Annotated in this window: 18 protein-coding genes and 1 pseudogene; 14 read left to right on the top strand and 5 right to left on the bottom strand. The window is 73.7% G+C overall.

Features of this window, described 5'->3' with window-relative positions:
- The first annotated feature begins 340 nt into the window (after positions 1 to 340).
- From ACIQAK_RS30830 to ACIQAK_RS30775, 12 genes are all read left to right on the top strand, one after another.
- On the top strand, positions 341 to 2,986 hold the full coding sequence (locus ACIQAK_RS30830; protein WP_366392281.1) for a hypothetical protein: 2,646 nt from the start codon (positions 341 to 343) through the stop codon (positions 2,984 to 2,986).
- A gap of 47 nt (positions 2,987 to 3,033) precedes the next feature.
- On the top strand, positions 3,034 to 3,549 hold the full coding sequence (locus ACIQAK_RS30825) for a phage tail protein (protein ID WP_366392280.1): 516 nt from the start codon (positions 3,034 to 3,036) through the stop codon (positions 3,547 to 3,549).
- Positions 3,550 to 3,613: 64 nt separating this feature from the next.
- Positions 3,614 to 4,228, top strand: coding sequence for a phage tail protein (locus ACIQAK_RS30820; protein ID WP_366392279.1), 615 nt, complete (start codon positions 3,614 to 3,616; stop codon positions 4,226 to 4,228).
- Positions 4,225 to 4,866 carry a hypothetical protein gene (locus ACIQAK_RS30815; RefSeq protein WP_366392278.1) on the top strand — a complete coding sequence of 214 codons (642 nt, stop codon included), beginning with the start codon at positions 4,225 to 4,227 and terminating at the stop codon, positions 4,864 to 4,866. The genes ACIQAK_RS30820 and ACIQAK_RS30815 overlap by 4 nt, the downstream gene beginning before the upstream one ends.
- A 5-nt stretch (positions 4,867 to 4,871) precedes the next feature.
- Entirely contained in the window at positions 4,872 to 6,728 is a 1,857-nt protein-coding gene (locus ACIQAK_RS30810) for a VgrG-related protein (RefSeq protein WP_366392330.1), read from the top strand.
- Positions 6,729 to 6,747: 19 nt separating this feature from the next.
- Entirely contained in the window at positions 6,748 to 7,179 is a 432-nt protein-coding gene (locus ACIQAK_RS30805) for a GPW/gp25 family protein (RefSeq protein WP_366392277.1), read from the top strand.
- 3 nt (positions 7,180 to 7,182) lie between these two features.
- Positions 7,183 to 9,138, top strand: coding sequence for a putative baseplate assembly protein (locus ACIQAK_RS30800; RefSeq protein ID WP_401371551.1), 1,956 nt, complete (start codon positions 7,183 to 7,185; stop codon positions 9,136 to 9,138).
- Positions 9,135 to 9,674 (top strand): phage tail protein, encoded by a 540-nt coding sequence (locus ACIQAK_RS30795; protein WP_366392276.1) that lies wholly within the window; start codon positions 9,135 to 9,137, stop codon positions 9,672 to 9,674. Before ACIQAK_RS30800 ends, ACIQAK_RS30795 begins: the two co-directional genes overlap by 4 nt.
- 468 nt (positions 9,675 to 10,142) lie before the next feature.
- Positions 10,143 to 10,460, top strand: coding sequence for a hypothetical protein (locus ACIQAK_RS30790; protein ID WP_366392275.1), 318 nt, complete (start codon positions 10,143 to 10,145; stop codon positions 10,458 to 10,460).
- A gap of 395 nt (positions 10,461 to 10,855) precedes the next feature.
- On the top strand, positions 10,856 to 11,821 hold the full coding sequence (locus ACIQAK_RS30785; protein ID WP_366392274.1) for an NADase-type glycan-binding domain-containing protein: 966 nt from the start codon (positions 10,856 to 10,858) through the stop codon (positions 11,819 to 11,821).
- 221 nt (positions 11,822 to 12,042) lie between these two features.
- Positions 12,043 to 12,408 (top strand): hypothetical protein, encoded by a 366-nt coding sequence (locus tag ACIQAK_RS30780; protein WP_366392273.1) that lies wholly within the window; start codon positions 12,043 to 12,045, stop codon positions 12,406 to 12,408.
- 54 nt (positions 12,409 to 12,462) lie between these two features.
- The gene (locus tag ACIQAK_RS30775; protein ID WP_366392272.1) at positions 12,463 to 13,323 is read left to right on the top strand and encodes an AraC family transcriptional regulator; all 861 of its coding nucleotides are present in this window, start codon (positions 12,463 to 12,465) and stop codon (positions 13,321 to 13,323) included.
- Positions 13,324 to 13,362: 39 nt separating this feature from the next.
- On the opposite strand, the gene ACIQAK_RS30770 is transcribed toward ACIQAK_RS30775, so the two are convergent.
- The 3 genes from ACIQAK_RS30770 to ACIQAK_RS30760 all read right to left on the bottom strand — a co-directional run bounded on the left by ACIQAK_RS30770 (position 13,363) and on the right by ACIQAK_RS30760 (position 18,327).
- A complete protein-coding gene (locus ACIQAK_RS30770) occupies positions 13,363 to 13,758 on the bottom strand; it encodes a PAAR domain-containing protein (RefSeq protein ID WP_366392271.1) in 396 nt (131 codons plus the stop codon).
- A 53-nt stretch (positions 13,759 to 13,811) separates the two neighbouring features.
- On the bottom strand, positions 13,812 to 15,236 hold the full coding sequence (locus ACIQAK_RS30765) for a hypothetical protein (RefSeq protein ID WP_366392270.1): 1,425 nt from the start codon (positions 15,234 to 15,236) through the stop codon (positions 13,812 to 13,814).
- Between the two features lie 172 nt (positions 15,237 to 15,408).
- Positions 15,409 to 18,327, bottom strand: a complete 2,919-nt coding sequence (locus ACIQAK_RS30760) for a hypothetical protein (RefSeq protein WP_366392269.1) — start codon at positions 18,325 to 18,327, stop codon at positions 15,409 to 15,411.
- 381 nt (positions 18,328 to 18,708) lie between these two features.
- Between ACIQAK_RS30760 and ACIQAK_RS30755 the strand changes: the two genes are divergently transcribed.
- Both ACIQAK_RS30755 and ACIQAK_RS30750 read left to right on the top strand, forming a co-directional pair.
- On the top strand, positions 18,709 to 19,683 hold the full coding sequence (locus tag ACIQAK_RS30755) for a hypothetical protein (RefSeq protein WP_366392268.1): 975 nt from the start codon (positions 18,709 to 18,711) through the stop codon (positions 19,681 to 19,683).
- Between the two features lie 247 nt (positions 19,684 to 19,930).
- A complete protein-coding gene (locus tag ACIQAK_RS30750; protein ID WP_366392267.1) occupies positions 19,931 to 21,949 on the top strand; it encodes a transglycosylase domain-containing protein in 2,019 nt (672 codons plus the stop codon).
- A gap of 13 nt (positions 21,950 to 21,962) precedes the next feature.
- Here ACIQAK_RS30750 and ACIQAK_RS30745 read toward each other — a convergent pair whose 3' ends face one another.
- A complete protein-coding gene (locus ACIQAK_RS30745; RefSeq protein ID WP_366392266.1) occupies positions 21,963 to 22,982 on the bottom strand; it encodes an NAD-dependent epimerase/dehydratase family protein in 1,020 nt (339 codons plus the stop codon).
- 74 nt (positions 22,983 to 23,056) lie between these two features.
- A pseudogene (locus ACIQAK_RS30740) lies at positions 23,057 to 23,652 on the bottom strand (gfo/Idh/MocA family oxidoreductase); the annotation flags it as partial.

Genomic DNA, 23,652 nt, shown 5'->3' with positions numbered 1-23,652 from the left:
GGTCCACCGGTCGCGGGCGGCCACGTGGCGGCCGGGCCGGACCGCGTCGTCCGGGCCGGGCGGTTTCGGCCCGGAGGCCTCAACGCTGCCCCTTGCTCCGGTGGGTCGCGCCGATGACCTGGTGGTCCCCGCGCCCGGCCGTCCTACGGCCGGGCCCGTCGCGCCGTTGCCGCCGGCCCGGCGGGCCGCCGTGAGGCGGACAGCCAACACGTCTGCGTCTGCGTCTGCGTCTGCGTCTGCGTCTGCGTCTGCGTCTGCGTCTGCGTCCCGGAACGCCGGGACGGGGTCGGCCGTTTCGGACCGGGTCCCGGCAACGGGCCGGGGCCCGAGAGGAGACGCGGTGGGGCACCGGTCCGGAACGGCACGTGCGGAGAACGGCACGGCTCTGCCGGTCGTGGCTGCCCGCCGGATTCCGGCGGTCCCGGCCGTGGACACCCCGGCCGCCGAACCCCCGGTGCTCACCCGGGCGACGGACGAGCACGTCGGAGAGCCCCGGCCGGCGACGGCGCCCCCCGTGGTGACCCGCTCGGCCTTCGATGTCAGCCTGGACGCCTTCCGGCCGGCCTGGCTCCTCGAGAGAATGGCCACGGCCGACGACGACCTGCCGTCCTTCGTGCAGGCCCGCAGGGCAGGGGCCACTCCGCCGCCGGCCGTGGCGAGGACCGTCGAGGCGGACGCCCCGGGCGGGCCGCTGCCCGGCCCGTCCGTTGCCGCACCCGGCCCGCTGCCGCACTCCCCATGGGGGCCGACGGCCGCTGTTGGCGGCGTGGCCGCTCCCGCGACCGCTCTGCCCGGCCGACGGCGCAGGCACCCCGACGGCTACCGGCGTACGGCGGCGGCCGCTCCCGCCGAACCAGCGGCGCCCGCGAGCTTCGACCCCGCAGTGCCCGCGAGCCCCGCCGTCCCCTCCGGCTCCGGCCTCCCCGCCGTCCCCTCGCCGTACGCCCTCGCCACCACGCCCGGCGCCGCCGCCTCCACTCCCCTGCCCGACGAGTCGGCGCCGGACCACGCGGTGGCGGTCGCACCCGGCACGGCCCCGCACCCCGCCCCACCTGGCACACCCCCTCTCACGCCCCTCGCCGCAAGGCGGCGGCCCGCCGTCAGCGAGGGCCCCGCACCCCGGGCGGGTGCCCCGGCCCCCCGGGAGGCGGACCCCGCGCCCCGCACCGGCGACGAACCCCGCGTCACCGTGGACGGCATCCCGCCCACGACTCCTGCCCCCGACGCGGCGCCGGGTTGGGAAGCGGCCTGGAGCCTGCGGCACGCACGGGACCGTCAGCGCGCCCCCGGCACCCGTACCGGCCACCGTCCGGCCGCGCCCGACGCCGTACCGCCTTCAACGGGCCGTCAGCCGCGGGAGATCCCGTCGGTTCCCGGTGCGGCGGGAGAGGAGGCCACCACCTCTGCGGAGGAGGACCCAGCAGCCGGTGACCCGGCACCGGGCGAGGCGGTCCGGGGCCAGGCGGTCCCGGACGGCGGACGCCTGGAGAAGACGGATGACGACGGCGCGGTCACCGGCGCGCACCGGCCCGCCGGTCCGGCTGTGCCGACTGTTCCGGCCACCCCCAGCGCTTCGGCCACCCCCACCGCTTCGGCCGTCTCCCCCGCTCCCCCCGTCCCCACAACTCCGGCCACCCCTGCTGTTCCGGCCGTTGCCCCCGCTCCGGTCGTCCCCCTCGCCTCGACCGGCGTCGCCCTCCTCCCCGCCGGTCCGGCCGCTCCCGCCGGTCCCCCTGTTCCGGCCGCTCCCACGGGTGGGACTCTTCCGGTCGTTCCGGTCGTTCGGGCTGCTCAGGCCTCGCGGAGCGACGGCGGAGCACCGTACGGGCCGCATGGCCCCGTGTCACCGTCGCCGTCCGCTCCGGCCGTGAGCGGGACGGCGGCCGAAGCAGTGACCGCTCCCCCGCGAGGGCGTGGCCATGTCACGGTCGGCGGGAGCGCGGCGGTGACGGCGCCCGACGGTGCCCGGGAGCACGGCACGGCCGCACGCCGTGCCGCGCCGCCCGCCATGGTCCACCGGACACCCCGTTCCGGAGGCGGTGTGCTGATGCCCCGGACGCCTCCGGCGGCGTCGGCAGAAGCCATCGGTCAGGACGGTCCGGGCGGCTTCACCGACGCGGTCTCCGCCCGCCCGGAGACGGGCGACGGACGGCAGACGCGCGCCGCACACACCTTCGTGCCGCCGTCCGGGCCCTCCACCGCCACGGTGCCCACGAGTCCGGGCGGGCGCGAGCCGTCGCCACGGAGAGCCCTGTATGTGGTTCCGCAGTACGTGGCGTCGCCGAAGGCGGAAGGCGGGGAGCCCGGCTCCGAAGGCCGTGCGGACCGTCTCCGCGGCGGTGCGGCGCAGGAGGCGAACCGGCCGGTGGGGGAACCCCTCGTCCCAGCGGCCTCCTGGAAGGCACTGGCGCCGGCCATGGCGGTCGGCAGCGAACTGACGGCACAGGACCTGTCGTCGGGCGGGTCGGAGACCGCCCGGACGCGGGCGGCGGACCGTTGGTTCGGCGCACCGCCGCCCGCTCTGGTGCACGCACAGCGCACCGGCGCGGACGGCCACGGGAAGGACACCGCCTCGCGGTCCGCACCGCGGATGTCCTGGAGCGGCGAGCCGGGGACCGGGACCGTGACGGCGCCCGGGAGCCCGCCTGACGTCGGCTCCGACAGCACCGGCTGGAACCCGGCCGCGTCCTGGACCGATGCCGCGCCACCCCTGCCCGGTGCCCGCCACGGCGGCTCCGGCGGCGGGCCGGGTTCCGGCTCCGGTCCCTACGATGACGTCCCGGTCCCGCTCGACCGGACGCAGGAGTGGGCGGATCTGCTCGCCATGCTGGCGGACCACCGCCGGCAGAACCCGCTCAACCATCTGGACGACCCGAAGCTCCTCGACGCGCTGGCCGCCCGGCTCCAGGAACGTGTCCTGGCGCACATCCGTCGGGCGCTCGTCGTGGACCGCGAACGCGGCGGTCTGCTGGCACCCCGCTCGTAACAGGACCCCGGCCACCTCGCCCCCGGCTCCCAGGAAGGAATGACGGCATGCCCACAGGCCAGACCGTGAACACACCCCGCGGCGACGCGTTCTTCGGCTCGGTCAGCATGGCCCACCACTTCTCCGTGGCCATCGACAGCACCAGCTACCAACTGGGCGACTGGGCGAGCGTCTCCGGTCTCAACGTCTCCTGGCAGATCGCCCAGTACCGTGCCGGCGACAGCTGGAACCACCCGCTGATCTTCCCCGGCGTCCCGCAGTACCAGCGGATCAAGCTCAGCCGAGCGGCCTGCGGGGACTCGCAGGTCGTGCAGGAGTGGCTGACCGAGACGGCCATGCGGAACGAGCCGCTGACCGGAGCCATCTCCCTGGTGAACTGGGAGGGCGCCGCCACCGTCACCTGGAAGCTCAGGGAGTTCTTCCCGACGGCCTGGGGGATCAACGATTTCAGCGCGTCGCAGGGAAACGTGGCCATGGAAACCCTGGAGCTCGTGCACACCGGGTTCCTGGACGACGACTTCGCGCCGGGGAACCCCGGACCGCAGCTTCCCCACATGTACTGACCCCCCCGCCCGCCCCGTCCCCGTACACGAATCCGATCTTTCGTCCCCGCGCTGAGGATGCGATATGACAGCAGCACTTCCGAGCCTGGAGTCCGGTCACCCCGGACAGGCTGCGGGACAGGCCCCCGGTCCGGCCGCCACACCGGGCGCGGCCTTCGGCACATCCCAGCCCCGGTCCCCGGGCGAGTACCCGCGCGCGGGCATGGCGATGCGGTTCCACGTCGCCCTGGACGAGTGGGAGACGGATCTCGGCATGTGGTCCGGCTGCCGCGGGCTCCAGGTGCAGTTCGCCTCCAAGGAGATCGTCGAGGGCGGTCAGTACTACGACCACGTCCTGCTGCCCGACCGGGTGAAGTTCAGCACCGTCACCCTCGAACGGATGATGACGCAGGCCGACTCTCCCCGCCTCCAGGTCTGGCTGGCGCGCGTCGCGTCGCACTGGACCGGGCACGAGTACGAGGCCGGGCCGGACAGCGCCTACCAGGGCCAGGACGTGACCATCCGGCTCTTCGACCACCAGGGCAGGGTCGTCAGCCGCTGGGTGCTGTCGCACGCCGTCCCCAAGGAGTGGGTAGGACCCGACCTCGACGCGAACAGCACCTCCGTGGCGGTCGAGAAGATCACCTTCGAGCACCGGGGGTTCCTCCACGAGACCGGTACGGCGGGGGTGGCACCATGACCCTGCCGGTCTCCGGTTCCCTCCAGCGCAACGTCACCAAGGCGCTGCTGCGCAGCGAGGAACAACCCGACAAGATCTTCACGTTCGAGTACAACCCCACCGAGATCAGCCTCTCCCACAACGCGGAGGGCCTCTCCGACCCCATGGGCGGGGAGAAGACGGGGAACACCCAGTTCATCGTGTCGTCCATCACGACGCGAGGATCGACGCGGCTCATCATGTCGCCTCTCACCTTCACCGGTGATCGCATCCAGGACATCGCCATGCTGCTGGACTGGGTGACCGAACACACCCAGAAGCGGGCGGACGGCACCGTGGAGATGGGCAAGCGTGAACGCCTCCGTTTCCAGTGGGGTTCCAAGGGCATCGGGTTCGACTACCAGGTCGAGCTGATGCGCTTCGACTGCACCTACACGCGGTTCGCGCGCAACGGCCGTCCCATCCGGGCGGAGATCCGCAATCTCACGCTGCACGTGCTGGATCACACCGACGGCCCGACGCACCTCGGCGGGACGTCACCGGCCCTGACCGCCACCGCCCCGGCCGCCGGCGTGCCCGCGGGTCTGCCGGCCGGCACCGGGCCGGACCGGAACGCGGACGGCATCCGGGTCCTGCTGAAGAACGGAGGGGGCCGGTGAGCACGATGGCCGCTCCCCCGGCACCCCGGGCGTCGATCCGCGTGGGCGTGACGACAGCGGACCCGCTGCCCGACGACCTCCAGCACCGGGTGCTGCGCGCCCTGGTGGACAGCCGGCGCAACGCCCCCACCATGATCGAGGTCTCTTTCCGCGACGACGAGGCCGACGTCCTCGAACGAGCCGGTATCACCTTCGGGAGCCGGATCGAGGTCTGGAGCCAGGCGTCCGGCACGGCCGAGCCGGCGTTGGTCGGCGCGGGCGATGTCACCGCCATCGAGGGCGACTACGCGGATCTCTCGGTCGTCACGGTGGTCCGCGCCTACGACGCGACCCACCGGCTCCAGCGCGGTTCGCGCGTGCGGACGTTCGTGAACATGACGGACTCCGACATCGCCCTCCGCATCGCGCGGGAGGCCGGGTTGCCCCTGGACCGGAAGCGGGACAGGATCGAGAAGACCCGCACGTCCCACGCCCACCTGGGGCAGATGAACCAGACCGACTGGGAGTTCCTCAGCTGGCGCTGCCGGGAGACGGGGTTCGAGTTCGGGGTCGGGGCGGACGGCTTCTTCCACTTCCGGTCGGCCGCCGGTACGCAGGGACCGCCCCTGCCCCTGCAACTCCAGCACAACCTGCGCACGTTCCGGCCCCGGGTGACGGCGGCCGCGCTGACCCCCGAGGTGGAGATGCGGGTGTGGGACCCGTTGGAGGCCCGGGTGGTCTCCACCCAGGCGCGGACCGCCACGAGCACAGTCGATCTGCCCGGGGCCGGGGCCGACTCCGTCCTGCGGGCCGTACGCGGGAAGACGCCCCGGCAGCCCGCGCCGGCGTCCACCGACCCGTCGCTGGGGCCCCCGCCGAGCACGGACGGGCGGGTGGTGACGGACACCGCCCCGGCCACGGGCGCGGCCATCGGCGCGGCGTCACGCGAGGCGCTCCAGGGCCCGGCCGGGCGTCTGGCGGGCAGCCTCGCCGAGGCGCAGGGCCTCGCGTGGGGTGATCCGCGGCTCCAGGCGGGCACGGCGGTACGGGTCACCGGCCCGCCGGCCCCGTTCGCCGGCACGTGGGCGGTCAACGCCGCCCAGCACGTCTTCGACCTGTCCGAGGGCGGGTACCGGACCCACCTGCAGCTCGGAAACCCGGAGGACCGCACCTTCCTGGGCCTGGCCGCCGGTCCGGCCGCCGCGCACACCGCGCCGAAGGTCCAGGGCATGGTCTGCGGCGTGGTGACGGACGTCAACGACCCGGTCCGCAAAGGCCGGGTGAAGGTCGTCCTCCCCTGGCTCGCGCCCGACCACGAGACGGACTGGGCGCCCGTCGTCCAGGCGGCCGGCGGGCGGCGCGGCGGGGCCATGCTGCTCCCGGAGATCGGCGACCAGGTCCTGCTGGGTTTCGAACTCGGCGACCCGCGACGGCCGTACGTCGTCGGCGGGGTGCTGAGCAACGCCAGCGCGTACGAGCCGGGCGGACCGGCGGTGGAGGCGGTCGGCCACGCGGCCGACGTGGTACGCCGGGGCATCGTCTCGCCGTCGGGCACCATGCTCGCCTTCCACGACAAGATGCCGTCCGAGCCGGGCCGGCCGCCGACCGTGTCGTCCGTCGTGCTGGGGACCGGGGACGGCGGTCTCGGGCTGGCCGTCGACCAGGTCGCGGGCACGGTGACGCTCACCTCCCGTCCGCGGTCCGCCAAGGGCCAGGTCCACATCGTCTGCGGTGACGGCGGCACGGTCGCCGTCACCGCCGGCGCCGGCGGCCACGTCAGCATCGACGGCGGCTCCACCCTGAGCATGCGCGCGCAGAAATCCATCAGCATCGAGAGCACCGGCACCGTCGCCATCAAGGGCTCGAAGATCGAACTCAACTGAGCCAAGGAGAACGGCTGCCGTGGAGAAAGACCACATCGGAACGGGCTGGGCCTTCCCACTGGGCGCGGGGGGCACCGGCGGCATACGGACGGTCGGCGGGCGCGCGCTGCTGGAGCAGTCCATGAAACTCATCCTGACGACCTACCCGGGTGAGCGCCCCGTGCTGCCCGGCTTCGGCTCCCGGCTGCGCGACTACGTGTTCGCCGGTACCGACCCGGACACCCTCGACCGGCTGGGCCGCGAAGTGTCCTCCTCGCTCGCCGCCTGTGAACCCCGCGTCACCGTCCAGGCCGTGCGGGCCGAACCCGACCCGCTCAATCCGACCCTGGTGAACATCATGATCACGTACCGGCCCAAGGGGAGCAACGACCCCCGGAACATGGTCTTCCCCTTCTACTCGCTGCCGGACGACGACGCCCCGGACGCCGTCCAGGACGCGGGAGCGGAGTAGATCATGCTGCCCACCCCCGACCTCGACGACCGGCGTTTCCAGGACCTCATGGACGAGGCCCGCCGGCTGATCGCCCGCCGCTGCCCCGAGTGGACCGACCACAACCCCTCCGACCCCGGCAGCACCCTCGTCGAGGCGTTCGCCATGATGGCGGACCAGATGATCCACCGGATCAACCAGGTCCCCGACCGGCTGTACGTGAAGTTCCTCGACCTGATCGGGCTGCGGATGCTGCCGCCCGCCGCGGCCCGCACCCCGGTGACCTTCTGGTCGACGGCACCGGTCACGGAAGCGCCGTTCGTCATCCGTGGCGGCACCCGTGTCGCCACGCTGCGCACCGAGACCGAGGAGGCCGTCAGTTTCTGCACCGACGGCGATGTGACCCTGGTGCCAGGCCCGCTCGCGCATGTGGTGACGCAGAACCACGGCGACGACCGGCCGCAGGACCGCGAGTTCGGCAGCCACGGCATGCGGGCCCCGTTCCCGGCCTTCGGGTCCGTACCGCGGGCCGGGGACGCGGTGCTGCTCGGCCTGGAGCGAGCCGTGCCGGGCTGCGCCGTACGGATCGAGTTCAACGGCCGCATCGACGGCGTCGGCGTGGATCCGCAGGCCCCTCCGCTGGTGTGGGAGGCGTGGGACGGTTCCGTCTGGACCACGTGCGAGGTGTCGACCGACGAGACGGGCGGGCTCAACCGGTCCGGGAACATCGTGGTGCACGTACCCGGCGCGCACGACACCGCCGTCCTCGGCGGCCGGACGGCGGCCTGGCTGCGGGCCCGCGTCACCGAGCCGGAGGACGGCCTGCCGGGCTACACCTCCAGCCCCGTCGTACACGGTCTGAGCACCGTGACCGTCGGAGCGACGGTCACGGCCACCCACGTGGAGGTCGTGGACAGGGAGTACCTGGACGACGCGGAGGGCGTTCCGGGGCAGCGTTTCACCGTTCCACGCGGGCCCGTCCTGGCACCGTACGGCGACCCGTACGTGGAGGTCGCCCCGCGCGGCGACGAACCGGTGTGGGAGGTCTGGTCCCGGGTCGACGACTTCGCCGACAGCGGGCCCGAGGACCGGCACTTCGTCCTGGACGCGGTGGCGTGCGAGGTGCAGTTCGGTCCCGCTGTGCGGGAACCGGACGGCAGTCTGCGGCAGTACGGGGCAGTGCTTCCGGACGGCGCCACGGTCCGGCTGCGCGGCTTCGCCGTCGGCGGCGGGCAGCGGGGCAACGTGCCGGCCGGCGCGGTGCGCTCGCTGCTGTCCTCGCTGCCGTTCGTCGCCGGAGTCGAGAACCGTGCGCCGGCACGCGGCGGGGCCGACGGGGAGACACTGGCGCAGGCCGTGGCGCGCGGTCCCCTGATGCTGCGCAGCATCAACCGGGCGGTGACGGCGGAGGACTTCGAGTCCCTGGCCCGCCAGGCGGCACCGGAGCTGGCCCGGGTGCGCTGCACGCCCGACGACCGGCCCGGCGGCGTCAGGCTGCTGGTCGTGCCGGCCGCGCCGCCCGGCGAACGGGTCCGGCTGGAGCACCTGGTGCCCGTGCAGAAGACCCTCGACACGGTGGCCGCCCGGCTGGAGGAGGTACGCCTGGTGGGCACGAGCGTCGTCATCGAGCCGCCGCTGTACCGCGGCGTGACCGTGGTCTCCCGGATCACCGCCCACCACCGGGCGACCGGCGACCGGGTGCGCAAGGACGCCGAGGAGGCGCTGTACCGGTTCCTCGACCCGCTGCCGGGCGGCGGGCCGCAGGGCGGCGGGTGGCCGTTCGGCCGGCCGGTGCAGGTGGGCGAGATCTTCGCGCTCCTCCAGCGGGTGCCGGGGGTCGATCTCGTCGACGACGTACGGCTGTTCGCGGCCAACCCGGTGACCGGCGAGCGGGGGCAGGAAGCCCGGCGCATCGATCTGCCGGTGAACGGCCTGGTCGTCTCCTACGACCACCACATACGGGTGGAGGAACGCGGATGAGAGCCGCTGTCGACGGGCTGGGCAGCCCGTACTCGCTGGCCGACCTGCTGCCCGCGATCTATCAGGAGGACCCGTTCACCGTACGGCTCTCCGCGGGCTGGGACGAGGTGATCGCTCCGCTCATCAGCACGCTCGACTGCCTGTCCGCCTATCTGGACCCGCAGCTCACCCCGGAGGACTTCCTCGGGTGGCTGGCTGACCGACTGGGCACACAGCTCGACGAGAAGTGGCCGCTGGAGCGGAAGCGGGCCGTCACCGCGCACGCGCTCACCGGGCACCGCGTCCGGGGCACGGTCGCCGGTACGTGCGAGCGGATCGCCCTGGCGACGGGCGGCGAGGTCGAGCTGTTCGACTCCGGCGGGGTGGTCACCTCCCGCACGCCCGGCGCCGTGTTCCCGGCCGACCGGCCGTCAGCCGTGCTGGTACGGGTGACGGTCGACGACGACCGGAACGCCGCCCCCGTCGACCTGGAGGCGCTGGTGCAGGAGTGCATACCGGTGCACGTGCCGTACAGCACGGAGGTGATACACCGATGATCATCTGCCGCCGCTGCGGCGGACGCAACCGCGACTCCGACGACTTCTGCGGTTCGTGCGGCGCCTTCCTGGAGTGGTCGGGCGAGCGGGCCGTGCCGGAGATCTCCGAGGAGGTCAGGCAGGAGGCCGAGGACACCGCGGCCGCACCGCGCGTGCCGCTGCTGAAGCGGTTGGCACGGCTGGCCAACCCGGGGGTCACGGGGACGCCGGAGGCGATGCCGACCGGGCCGGGCATGATGTTCCGCCCGGGTATGGGCGGACCACCCCCCGGCCTGGGCGGACCACCCCGCCCACCGGGCCTGGGCGGACCACCCCGCCCACCGGGCCTGGGCGGACCACCTCCCGGCCTGGGCGGACCACCTCCCGGCCTGGGCGGACCACCCCGCCCACCGGGTCTGGGCGGACCACCTCCCGGCCTGGGCGGACCACCGCGCCCCCCGGGCCTGGGCGGACCACCTCCCGGCCTGGGTGGACCATCCCGCCCGCCGGGTCTGGGCGGACCACCGCGCCCGCCGGGCCCGGGCGGACCACCACGCCCACCAGGTCCAGGTGGGCCACCCCCCGGCCTGGGCGGACCACCGCGCCCCCCGGGCCCAGGTGGGCCACCTCCCGGACCGGGCGGACCTCCACGCCCACCGGGCTCGGGCGGACCACCTCCCGGCCTGGGCGGACCACCACGCCCCCCGGGCCCAGGTGGGCCACCTCCCGGACCGGGCGGACCACCCCGCCCCCCCGGCCTGGGCGGACCACCTCCCGGACCGGGCGGACCGCCGCGTCCATCGGTGAGCGGCGGGGCGGCCGAGGCGCCGCGGCCAGGTGGGCCCCCAGCACTCCAGGGGCCGGGCACGCCGCCGCGCCCGGCCGGTCCGGGCATGCCGCCGGCGCCGCGCGGCGCCGGGGCGGCCGCACCGTCACGTCCCCCGGGTGCGCCGCCGCCCGGCACGGGAGCCCCCGTCCGTCCGCCGGGCGGTGGCGCACCGCTGCCGAGGCCGCTCTCCGGAGCGGCGGGGGGGAACCCCCAGGCCGCACCGCCGACGCCGCTCACCGGGGCCGGAGGAACGACCCGGGGGCCGCGTGGCGGCGAGAGGGACGGCGAAGCCCGACCGGAACCCCCGGCCTCCCCCACGCCCCGGTCACCGCTGGCCCACCCCCGCCACGAGGACACCCTGCCCCTGCCGACGGTGAGCGAGGAGGCCGCCCGTGCCCGGGACGCCGCCCTCATCGCACCGCTGCCCTCCACCGAGCCGGTGGAGGACGAGGGCGGGGACGGGGAACCGGACGCCGTGCTGCCGCAGGCCCCGCAGGCCCGGCCCGGCCGGCGGGAGCGCCGTACCGCCCGGAACAACGTCATCCGGCCCGGCGACCTGATCTGCGGTTCCTGCGGACAGGGCAACGCGCCCACCCGCAAGTTCTGCGCGCGGTGCGGCTTCGAGCTGCGCGAGGCACAGGTCGCACGGACACCGTGGTGGCGCAGGCTGCTGCGCCGACGGCAGGGGCCCCGCGTCGTGGAGTTGGGCACCGGAAGCGGCCAGCAGGACGAGTCGGTGCCCGCCCCCGAAGGACGGCTCGCCGCCTTCTGGAGCCGGGTGAAGGTCGTGCTGGGCATCGTCTTCTGCCTGTCGGCCATGCTCTACGCCTCCTACGCCCCGTTCAGGAACGTGGTCAACACCCGGGTGACAGAGGTACGGAAGACCGCCGCCGACTTCATCGCGTCCTACTACTCGCCGGTGCGGCCCGCCAAAGTCGCTGGCCCCTCCGCCAAGGGCCGCGGGGCCGAGCACCTGATCGACCTGAACATCGCGTCCTACTGGTCGGTCCCCTACACGAAGCCGATCGCGGGGGAGAGGCAAAAGGCCGTGCTGGTCGTCGAGTTCGACCGTCTCGTCAAGCTCGACCAGCTGATCGTCACGGCGGGGGCGGGCGACGCGTTCACCCAGCACGGCCGGCCGCGCCAGATGGTGCTGACGTTCACCAACGGGAAAGAGATGAGGATGGATCTCCAGGATTCGGCGAAGCAACAGAAGTTCACGCTCGAGCACGGGCTGGCGACCAGGACGGTGAAGATCGATTTCACCGATGTGTACCCCTCGGACAAGGGGAAGGACGTGGCGGTCGCCGAGCTGGAGTTCTTCTCCCTGCTGTCATGAACCCGGCGCCCGCCCGCACCGCGCGGTGCCGGAGCCGCACGATCGGGCAGCCGTCCAGGCTCCTCCTTGCCGTACGGCAGGGTGCCCCGTCTCCGCTGTACACCCCGTCGGGCGGTGGCATGGTGGGGGCGGCGCGCGGCGGGACCACCGGGGCACCGCGCCCGAACCCGCGCCCCGAACATCGCCGCACCACGTACAGTCACCGCCCGACGGAGGTTTTGATGGACACACCGGTGGCTTGGGAGCTCGTCGCGAAGCCCTGGAGTGAGGAACTGCCCGAAGCAGCCGATTTCGGAGAGTACTGGCGGCAGTTCCGGCTCAGCCGGGGCTATTCCCTGGACTCGTCGCCCGATCCGCTCATGGACGGCTTCCTGGACTGCCTGTCCTGGTACTTCGGGGAGTGCGTCTACTTCAGCGGGACGCTCAACAAGCCCAGCGGCACGGACACCGAGGCGTACCGGTCGTCGGTGAAACAGCTTTTCCACGAGTGGTACCCGATGTTCTGCGAGGATTACGCCCGTGCCATCGGCAGGGCCGACGAAGAACGCACGGCCCGGTGGGCGAGAGGTCCGGCCGGGACAGCCTGAGCGGTTCCTCATCCTGGCTCCGCGAGGAGTGAACCCGCATTCCGGAGGGAGAGGATGCTGAAACTCGGAGCGCGGCGGAACAGCCCCGCCGAGACGCTGGACGAACGGGCCGTGGACGGCTGGCTGGGCAGGATCGGGACGGAGCAGGTGCTCGTCCGTGTGCCGGAACTGTCCGGCTTCCACACGCTGGAGAGCGGCGGGTGGAAGCTGGAGCGTCCTCACGGAATGCCCCACCACCTCGTGCACTTCGTCGTCAGCGGCGGGTGCACGGTGACCGCCGGATCGGACAGCTGGCGCCTCACGGCCGGAAGCCTGGTGTGGGTCCGTCCCCGTACCCCGATCGCCCTGCGCGCCGACGCCCATCAGCAGACCGCGGTCCACCGTCTCCTTCTCTCCGGCGACCCGGCGGCCGACGCGTGTCTGGGCCCGGCCATGTGCGTGGAGGGGGCGTGGGACCTGCGGAGCACGTTCGAGCTGCTGGCGGAGGAGGCGCAGTCCACGCTCCCCTACGGCGAGGAGCGTGTTCGCGGACTTCTGCTCGTGCTGTTCACCTCGCTGCTGCGGCGGGCCGGTCCGAGGCCGAGCGCCGGACTGCTCAGTCCGTCCGCGCGGTACGCGCTGGAGGAGTACGTGGACAGGAACATCACCGAGCGGCCCCATGCCTCCGATCTCGCCCGGGTCGCCGGACTCTCACCGGACTACTTCACCCGGGTGTTCCGCAGGACGTTCGGCATGCCGCCGCGGGAATGGGTTGTCCGGCGGCGCATCCAGCGGGCCGCGGTCCTCCTCGACCAGGGGGACAACAAGTCGGTCGCGCAGGTGGCCACGGCACTGGGGTACGCCGACTCGTTCCTGTTCAGCAGGCAGTTCAAAGCCGTCATGGGGCTCCCGCCGCAGTCCTACCGGTCCCGCTGACCGCGCTGCCGGGGCGCCGTGCCCGCCCCGGCAGCGCGGTCAGCCGATGAACACGTTGGACCCGGCCACCACCGCCCCCGTGTGCTGGGCGGCGGGGTCGTTGCAGGTCGTGGCGGTGTCCCCGGAGCGGGCCGCCGGTCTGCCTCCGATGAACACCGACGTGCTGCCCCGGGAGACCGTGCCCTTGTTGTCGGGCGGCCTCTTGAACACTCCGGTGGGCGGAACGTGCGGCGGGGTGTTGAACGCGACGCTCCCCCGGGTCGCGGCCGGTCTGCCGCCGATGAGGACGGTCCGGCAGCAGCCGTCCGCGATCGTGCCCGTGAAAGGCAGCGGCACGGGGGTCTCCACCGGGCCTCCGGGCGAGGGCACCAGCACGATGTGGATGTCCGTCGCGACGACCCGGTCGCCCTGAGCCGCAGCGGGTGGTCCTGGCATGGTTCGTACTCCGTTCGTCGGGGACCGGCGTCCGCCGGCCGGTGGTGCCCTCGTCACTCTCCGGCCGGCACGAGCCGGCCGGAGAAATAGGCGCCGGGTGTGCACACCGCCGCGTCGCCGGCGGTGATGCTCTGGCCGCCCGGCACATCGCAGCGGACTGCGAGGACGACGTCCTCACCCGGGCCGAACCGCATGGGCTCGCCGTAGCGGGTTTCGTAGTCGCGGAAGGTTTCGAGGGCCAACTGGCGCAGGATCTCGTCCCCCCGCTGGATCTGCACGACGCCGGTGTCCCCCGCCACGTTCTCGAAGATCACGTCGCTGATGAGGAGGGCCGAGCCGTCGGGAACGGTGTAGCGGGCCTTGGTGTCGAACTCCGCCGAGGCCGCGACCTCCGCCTGGATGCGGCGGTCGAAGGCACGGCCGCCGTCGTCCTGGGCGCTCCCCTTGCCGCTTCCCTGGCCGTCCGGCCGGCCGGAGTCCTGACCGGCCGGTGCCCCGTCCTCGTTCTGCGACCCTCCGGTGTCCTTCTCCCCCCTCGTACCGTCCGTCCCGGCACTCGGTCCGGTCTCCCCGTCCGCGGGCGGTGGGGGAAGCGGGAGGCCCTCCGGCGCCCCGCCCCTCCCCGCGACCGCGCCCGCCCCAGGAGTGGCTCCCGCACCCGGGGGGCCGGAGCTCTGCTGCCCGCCGGGGATCTGGGCCGGCGGCGCCCCCTTCGACGCGTCGGACTCCGCACTGGGCTTGAGGACGAAGAACCACAGGGCGAGCAGGGCCAGGACAGCGGCGGTGACCGCCATCGCGAACTTCACCGTGCCGTCCGGGATGACGGCCGCCTGGACCACGGCACCGTCGGCCGTGTGCTCCTCGTCGCCGTCCTCCCCCTGGTGCACGGCCAGGACCTGGAAGGGCAACGTCACATCGGGGCCGCGCCATTGCCGGGCCGTGGGCCGGACCTTGACCGGAGCGACGGCCCCCTTGCCGCGGGCGACCTCGATCTCTTTGTACGGGAAGGTGAAGCGGAGCCTGGCGTCGGCGTCGCTCGCGTAGAGCTGGGCTCTGAGCGGCGCGTTGCCCCGGTTGTCGACGACCGCGTGGAAGCGCGCACCGAACCGGGTCCGCCTGGTCGTGGGAACGAGTTTGACGCCGAAATCGGTGAATGCCCCGACGGTGACCGTGGCCTCCTCCACGGCGGAGCCCTCAAGGTCCTCGTGCGACATCACCCGCAGGGCGAAGGGCACCTCGCCGGCGGGAATCTCCGCGGAACGCGGCGGGGTGAAGATCAGCTCGGCACCGGCGGAATGGTCGGGAAAGACGTTCATCTGGGCCGGTTCGACCCGGATCCAGTCCTTGGCGTCGCCGACGATGTCCAGCTCGAAGCGGTCGACGACCGAACCGGAGTTGCAGATCTGGACGGGACGTCTGGTCTCCTCACCCGGCTTGGCGGGGGTGTCGTCCTCCAGCAGCAATACGATGGCTCCCACCCGGCAAGGATGGCCCTGGGCGCCGGGGTGTCGCAGCGGCCCCGGGGCGGCGATCCGGCCCCTCAGGTCTGCGCGAAAAGGCCGCGCGCGTGGTCCGTACGGGCCGCCGGGCATCTCCGGGCCGGACGGCGGCGTTCCTTCCGCCCGGCCCGGAGACAGGTGACCGCGCTCGTCACCGCGAGGGCGGCGCGACCAGGAATCCGGTGTACGCGAGCAGTTCGCCCCGCTCGTTGGAGACGGTGACCGAGCCGGGGCCCGTACGCTCCTGGCGCCCCACCGGTATGTACACCGTGAGCGTTCCCTCCGGAGTGACGACTGCCTGCTGGACCGGTCCGGCGGTCCCCCAGGTGAGGGTCGCCCGGTCACCGGGGGTGAACCCGCTGCCCTGGACGCGCAGCACCTGGCCGGGGCGTGCCACGCCGGGCGAGACTCCCAGGACGGCTGTGCCGGGCTCCGTCGGCGGCGGCCCGTCGGACCGGCCCGGGGCGGGACCCCCGTCCGTTGTGCCCGCACTGTCGCCACCGCTGTCGTCCTCACCGGTGTCACCGGACCGGGCGGGCTCCTTCTCCACCACCGCGACCAGGTCGAGGCCGGCGGTCAAGGCGGTGGCGCCGAGCGCTGTGCGGCCCTTGACGTCGAGCGTGCCCGCGTACCGTCCCGGGACGCGGGGCACGAAGGAGACGACGGCGGTACAGACCTCGCCGGCGGGGATCGTCCGACCGGCACAGCTGCCCCGGTGGACGAAGGGCGCGGCCGAGGTGACGCTGTCCACGGTGACCGGCCCGGGACCGGTGTTGGCGATCCTCAGCGGCATGGCCGTCCCGGTCGTGGACGTCCCGGCGAACGTGCCGAAGTCGAGTGCCGCCGGTTCGACGGCGAGCCGTCCGGCGACCGCGTGCGCGTACACGTCGGGCTGCTCGTCGGTGTCGTCGCCCGCCAGGGGCTCGGCGGTGGTGAAGGCCGCCACCCCGCCGCCGGCGTCGAACGCGGCGGCGGACCGATCGGCGTCCTTCGCCTCTCCCAGACCGGCCAGCCGGACGACGCTGTCCTGGGAGGCGACCGCCCGCACGTACAGCTGGAGGCCGGAGGGGGGCGTGTCGCCTTCCAGGTTGGTCGCGGTGGAGGCGAAACCCACGACGCGGCCGTCCGGCGAGAGCGCGGGGCGGGTGCTGTCCGCGTTGCCGGGCGCGCCCGAGGAGTTGGTGGACACGGTGCGGGTGCCCTCGCCCCGCTCGTCGGTGACGAGGACCTGGGCGGCTTCGCCGGGTACCGGCGGATCGGGGCGGCGGACGAAGGCGACCGTCCGGCCGTCGGAGGACACCGCGGCGGAATCGGCCGTGGTGCCGGCGGCGGCCGGGCCGGACACGGTCCTGCTGCCGAGGTGGCGGCCCTCGTCCGTGAAGCGCGCCGCCACCACGGCGCCGGCGCGCGGCGCGGACGGGTCGAGGCCGTACGCCGTGAAGGCGACGGTCCGTCCGTCGCCCGAGAGGGCGGGCCCGGTGCCGTCGACGGTGCGGGGCGAGGACGCGTCATCGCCCGTCACGACGCTGACCAGGGATGCGGGCCCGGGGACGAAACCGGCCCCCGCCTTCACGTCCCTGCGCATCTCGACGACCTGGCGGACGGCGCGGACGGTGAGGGAGAAGCCGTCGCCGGACGCCTCGGCCCCGGTCGCCGGGGTGAGGACGACACGGGCGGCGTACGTACGCAGGGCCGCCGCCGGATCGTCCGGCATGTGCCCGTCCGGTCCGGCGCCGGGGTCGAGGAGGAAGTACAGGGTGCCGGCGTCGGAGCCGTCCAGCACACTGCCGGCGCCCAGGGGCGCCGGGTTGGCGGCGCCGGCCTCGCGGGCCCGTTCGCGCAGCTTCGCGTCCGGCTCCACCAGGCGGACGGCGGCGCAGTCCTGGGTGCCGTAGGAGATCCGCCCGGTGAGGCCGCGGGCGGAGACCATGACGAGGAGGGGGCGGCCGGGCACCACCGGCCCCGCGTCGAGGAGCTGTCCCGATGCCGGGCTGGAGCGCAACTCGCCCCGGCGCAGCGGCAGATCCGCCAGGTGTTCGGCCTTCGGGGCGGCCGGGCAGTCGGGCGCGGGCGCTTCCCCCGCACAGCGGACCAGAAGTCCGACGCTCGATCGGCCGGCCGGGGTGGGCCCCCGGGTGTCGAGGCGGTTCCAGATCACGGACCCGTCGGCGCAGCGCGCGGGATCGAAGGTGACGGTGGTCCGGCAGGCTCCCGAGGCGTCGCACTTCTTCGCACCGGCCCGGAAGGCCCCGGACTTCCGCTGCTGGAGCCGGGGTTCGCCGGTGAGGTCGCCGTCCCTACCGCCGGAGGCGGCGGACCTGGTGCCCACGGTGACGGTGACGGGCTCGTCGTCCGGGCCGAAGCCGCCCTCGCGGCCGGCGAGGGCGTTGACGTCGACGAGGTCCCCGGCGACGGCAACCGGTTCACCGGCACCGGCGGCGGCGGTCAGGACGAGGGCGGGAGAGACGGGGGACAGCACACTCGGGTACACCACGCTGGTTCCGTCGTGGGAGAGGCGGGGCCCGCAGTCCCGCTCGCACAGCTCGGGGAACGACGCGGGGACCGGTCCGGGGGCCTCGGCGAGATCGGTGGCCAGGACGTTGCCAGGCCGGTCGAGCCCGCCCTTCCCCGAGACACCGCGGTCGACGACGACCGTACCGGCCGCGCTCCCGGCGGCACCGCCCTTGGGGGCCGGTGTTCCGCCGCGGTGATAAGTGACGACCCGTCCGTCGGCGGATATCCGGGGTTCGCTCGCGTCGGACCTGGGATCGCTGAGGAGCGTCACCGCCCCCGTGGTCCGGTCCCGGCTGTAGACCCGCCACCGGTCACCACCCGAACGCGGGTGCAGCGGTGTCGCCGCGGCCAGGTCGGCACGGCTCTGGAAGACGAGATGGCGGCCGTCGGCCGAGATCTGCGGGGCCTTGCCGCCGGCCGCTTCGCCCTGTCCCTCACCGGTCGACATCAACTCGGTGCCGGTGGCGGGACGGGGTTCGTCCTCGGACGAGCGCAGCAACGTCACACCTGCCGCGTAGCCGGACACGGCCGTGACCAGGGCAGTTACCAGGATCATGAGCCGCATGCCGCGGCGATCGCGCTTCCTCCCGTGTTTCATGACGGGATCGAACCACGCCGCCGGTGTCCGGCGGCCCGCCTCCCGGGAGCCCGTTGGGGACGACTCCCTGCCCGTTGGGGCCGGCAGGAAGGCGCCTCCGGGCCGGTGGGAGCGACCCGGGCCCCCACCCCGCCCCTGCCACGGACCCGCTGCGGGGACGGCCGGGTGCCGATCGGGCACCGGTCCGTGCCCGCGCGCACTCCCCGGCGGCCCCGGACAGTCCGGCCCCCGACCGGCAGCATGGTCCGACCGGGGGCGGCCGGGCGCGGGTCCGCGGCGGGCGTGAGCCGGGGAGCCGGCGCGGATCGCGCCGCCGGGGAATCCAGGGGGAGCGAAGCGATGGCGGCAGCACTTCAGCGCGCCACTCAGGGCTTCATGGTCGTGGCGGTCGCCGCCACGGTGGTGACGGTGGGCGCGAGCGTGTACGAGGCCGAGCAGCCGAACCCGCCCGCGCCGCAGATCGCCACCGAGCAGACGCAGGCCGTGTCCCGGCCGTTCGGGGCGCCGTCCGGCCCGCCGCCGGGATCGCTGCCTCCGGCGGACGTGGCCCGCACCGACCTGCACACCGGCGTGAGCCTGCCGACGACGGTCTTCCAGGCGTACCGGAACGCGCAGACGCGGCTGGGACGGGCCCTGCCCGGGTGCCGACTGAGCTGGCCGGTCCTGGCGGCGATCGGGCAGGTGGAATCCGCTCAGGCCGGGGGCGGAGCGCTCACCGCTGACGGCACGACCGTGAACCCCATCATCGGACCCGCACTGAACGGCAAGGGGTTCGCGCCGATCCGGGACACCGACCAGGGGCGGCTCGACGGAGACACCCGGTGGGACAGGGCGGTGGGGCCGATGCAGTTCATCCCCACCACCTGGGCGGCGTGGGGCACCGACGGGAACGACGACGGGAAGGCCGGCCCGCACAACATGTACGACGCGGCACTGACGGCCGGCCGCTACCTCTGCGCGGGCGGTCGGGACCTGTCCGACCCGGACACGCTGCGGAAGGCGATCCTCAGCTACAACCGGTCGGGGACCTACGCCGACACGGTCCTCGGCTGGATCGCCCGGTTCTCGGGAAAGCCGGTGCCCGACCTCGCCCCTGGCCCGACACCGGCGCCGGCGCCGTCGCCGTCGCCGTCCTCATCGGCGTCCGCGTCACCCGGCCCCTCGCGCAGGGCGTCGCCACCCGCGTCGCACAGCCCGTCACCGGATCCCCCGGCGGGGGACCGGTCGCCTTCCGGACCGCCGTCGCCGCAGGGCTCCCGGTCGCCGGGCCCTTCGGCGTCACCCCCGCCGGGCGAGCCGCCGCGGAACTGGTGAACCGCTCGCCCGCACTGCGCGTTCGCAGCTCGTCCCCCGGACGCCGGCACCCCCGTGGCGGTCCAGGCCCCCGGACGTCGCCGGACGCCCGCGCATCCGCGCGGCCCTGGCGGGTTCCCGGCCGCCGCGTGCCATCCCTCACACCCGGCCCGGGGCATCGAACCGGGTCCAACACCTGTCCTGCTGTGTGAAGTTCGCGCGCGCGACGCCGCACGTGCGGGGGCACGACCGAAGGAGCAACCGCTTCATGACCGCAGCCACGCGCGCTTTCCGGCGATGGGGTGCCGCCGTCACCCCTCCTGCGCGGAGGATCGACTATCCCAGGCACGGCCGGCGGGGGGTGCGCCGCTGGATTCCTTCCTGGCGGCTGGTGCTCGGTACCGCTCTGACCGGCGTGGGCGCCCTGCTGGGGCTGTTCGCCCTCGTCTACGCCCAGGTCGACATCCCGAGCGAGAACGCGCAGGCGCGGCAGGAGTCCAACGTCTACTACTGGGCCGACGGCAGCCACATGGTGAGCGTCGGAGCGGTCAACCGGCGCAACGTGCCCCTCTCCGAGGTGCCCGCCCCGGTCCGTGACGCCGCCATCGCCGCGGAGAACGCCGGCTTCTACAGCGACTCGGGCGTCTCGTTCGGCGGCCTCGGCCGGGCGGTGTCCAACATGGCACGCGGCCGGGAGACCCAGGGCGGTTCCACGATCACCCAGCAGTACGTGAAGAACACCTACCTGTCGCAGGAACAGACGCTGTCCCGCAAGGTGAAGGAGTTCTGCCTCGCGCTGAAGCTCGACAACCGCACGTCCAAGGACGAGATACTCCAGGGCTACCTCAACACCAGTTGGTTCGGGCGCGGGGCGTACGGCATCCAGGCCGCCTCCAACGCGTACTACGGCATGGACGTCGACGAACTCGACCCCAGCCAGGGCGCTTTCCTCGCGGCGCTGCTGAAGGGCGGCAACGCCTACGACCCCGTCCTCAGCCCCGCCAACAGGCGCCGCGCGGTGGAGCGCTGGTCCTGGATCCTGGACCGTCAGGTGGAGCTGGGCATGATGGACGCGGCAAAGCGCGCCCGGTACACGAGGTTCCCGCAGCCGCTCGCCCGGTCCCTGTCCACGGCCCTGAGCGGTCAGACGGGCTACCTCGTGGATCTCGCCGAGCGGTACGTCAAGAAGCGGACCGGCCTCACCGACGCCGAGCTCGACCGGGGCGGCTACCAGATCCACACCACGTTCGAGAAGGACGCGGTGGGCAAGTTGGAGCGGTCCGTCAGGGACGTCCTGCGCCGCGGCCTGAATCCCGAGGGCCGCAAGGAGGACCGCCACGCCCAGGTGGGCGCCGCCTCCGTGCGCCCCGTAGACGGCGCCGTCGTCGCCGTCTACGGCGGCCCCGACGCGACCGAGCACTTCACCAACAACGCCGACACCTCGGGCGTCCCGGCCGGTTCGGTCTTCAAACCGTTCGTGCTGGCGGCCGCGCTGCAGCACGGTGTGCGCCGGGAGGACGGCTCCGCGCTGTCCGTCTCCGCCGAGAGCTTCTACGACGAGTCCGGCGAACTCACCGGCAGCGCCCCGGCCCTCGACGGCCCGGGCTTCCCCCCGCCCCCAGCGCCGTACGGACACGTCCCGACCACCCTGCGCATGGCGGCGGTCCTCTCCTCCAACGCCATCTTCCGGCGCCTGGGGGACGACGTCGGGCTGAGGCGTGTGGAGGACATGGCGGTCGGTGCCGGGATGCTGAGGAGCAGCATGGCACGGCGTGACGAGGAGTTCCCGCTCGGAACGTCGTCCCCGAGCGCCATCCGGGTCGCGACGTCGTACGCCACCTTCGCGAACGGCGGGATCAAGAACGAGCCGTACTCGGTCACCCGGGTGATCCGGGACGGCACACCACTCGCAGGACTCGAACGACCGAGGGGCACCCGGGCGATGGACGAGGCCGTCGCCCGGGGCGTGACATCGGTGTTCCAGGGGGCGGGGGTGCTCGGGCCGGGGACGGCGAAGGGTACGGCGGCACCGGCCCCGGTCCGGCCGGCGGCCGGCATGGGCGTTTCGACCAACCAGAACGAGACGCAGCGGGCCGCGTGGTTCGCCGGCCACTCGGGCGAGCTGGCGACGGCGGTGACCCTGTTCCGCTCCGAACCCGGAAAGCCGCTGCTGTCACTGGCCGGCGTGGGCAGGGAGGAGTCGACCCGGGGAAGCCTCTACACCACCCGTATCTGGTCCGCCTACATGCGAGCCGTATCGGCCGGGAGCTCCGCGGGAACGCCGTGAGGGTGGGGGCCCCCTACGACGGGCGTGGGCGGTGGGTGTCGATCAGGCGGTCCATCAGGGCGTCGAGCCGCTCGTGGACGACGCGCCGGGAGGGGTCCTCGTCGTGCCAGGCGACGATCTCCCGCGCGCCCCGCGCGAAGGGTATGGACGCGGTGAACTCCGGCACCACCCGGCGGACCTTGCTGTTGTCGAACACCATCGCATGCGCCTTGTCCCCGAGGAACTCCTCACCCCACTGCGGCTCGTACGCGGCGATCGCGTCGGAGGGGACGTGGACCAGGCGCGGTTCCACACCGGCGGCCTCGGCGACCGTGCGGTAGATCCCGTCCCAGCTCAGCACCTCGTCCCCGGTGAGGTGGAAGGTCTCACCGAGGGCCTCGGGATGGGCGAGCAGCCCGGTGAAGCCGAGCGCGAAGTCCGTGTGGTGGGTGAGCGTCCACAACGACGTCCCGTCCCCGTGGACCATCACCTCCTTCCCCTGCCGCATGCGCTCCAGCACCGTGTAGCCCCCGCTGATGGGAAAGGGGAAGGCGGTGCGGTCGTAGGTGTGCGAGGGGCGTACGACGGTGACGGGGACGCGCTCCTCGTGGTGGGCCGCGGCGAGCAGTTCCTCACAGGCGATCTTGTCCCGGGCGTAGGCGGAGTACGGATTCTCCAGCGGCACGGATTCCACGAGGGGCCGGCCCGTCAGCGGCTTGCGGTAGGCGGAGGCCGAACTGATGAAGACGTACTGACCCGTCCGCCCGGCGAACAGGTCGACGTTCCGGGCGACCTGGCCGGGCGTGAAGCCCAGGAAGTCGACGACCACGTCGAACTCCTGGCCCTTCAGCGCGGCCCGCACCCCGTCGGTGTCACGGACGTCCGCCGTGATGACGGTGGCGCCTTCCGGAGCCGGCCTGACCGAGGAAAGGTTCCGGTTCAGCAGATGGAGGTCGGCGCCGAGTTCCACGGCCCGCCGCGAGCAGGCGGAGCTGATGCGTCCGGTGCCACCGATGAAGAGGACCTTGCGGCCCCGAAGACGACTGGAGGTCATGAGAGGTTCGTGCTCCTCGGAAGGTCTGGCGGATGAGGTTCTCCCCCGGGCACCGTGCGGTGCCCGGGGACGGGTCACTCCCCGGGGAAGGCGACGCCCAGGTCTGCGCGGATGCCGTCCAGGACACGCATGATGCTCAATGTCTCCTCCAGCGGCATCAGGTCGGACTCCAGGCGCCCGGCGGCGATGCACCGGGCCGCCTCGGCCGCCTCGTAGCAGAGCCCGCCGTCGAGCTGCGGGGGGACGAAGGTGTCGATCAGCTCGTGGTCCCGGCCGATGAGACGGACGGCGGCGGGTCCGTAGAAATGACCGTCGATCTCCAGGCGGGCACGGGTTCCCGAGATCGACGCCGTGGTGGGGGTACGGCCGAAGAGCGTGGTGTTCAGCACGCCGTGGGCCCCGGACCCGTCGGTGACGACGATCGACGCCTGGCCGTCGACGCCGGTGAAGGCCTTCGTACCCACAGCCGTGACGGAGGCGAACGGCCCCAGCACCATGGAGGCGAAGGAGACCGGGTAGATGCCGAGGTCCAGGAGTGCTCCGCCCGCCAGCTCGGGAGCGAAGAGGCGGTGCGCCGGGTCGGGTTTCGCCGGCAGGCCGTGGTCGGCGATGACGGTGTGCACCTCGCCGAGCAGCCCCGCCTCCAGCACCTGACGGACCACGTCGATAT

It is taken from the genome of Streptomyces sp. NPDC088706, from assembly GCF_044752765.1.
In the GTDB taxonomy this organism is placed as follows: domain Bacteria; phylum Actinomycetota; class Actinomycetes; order Streptomycetales; family Streptomycetaceae; genus Streptomyces.
This window is presented reverse-complemented; position numbering and strand designations above follow the sequence as displayed.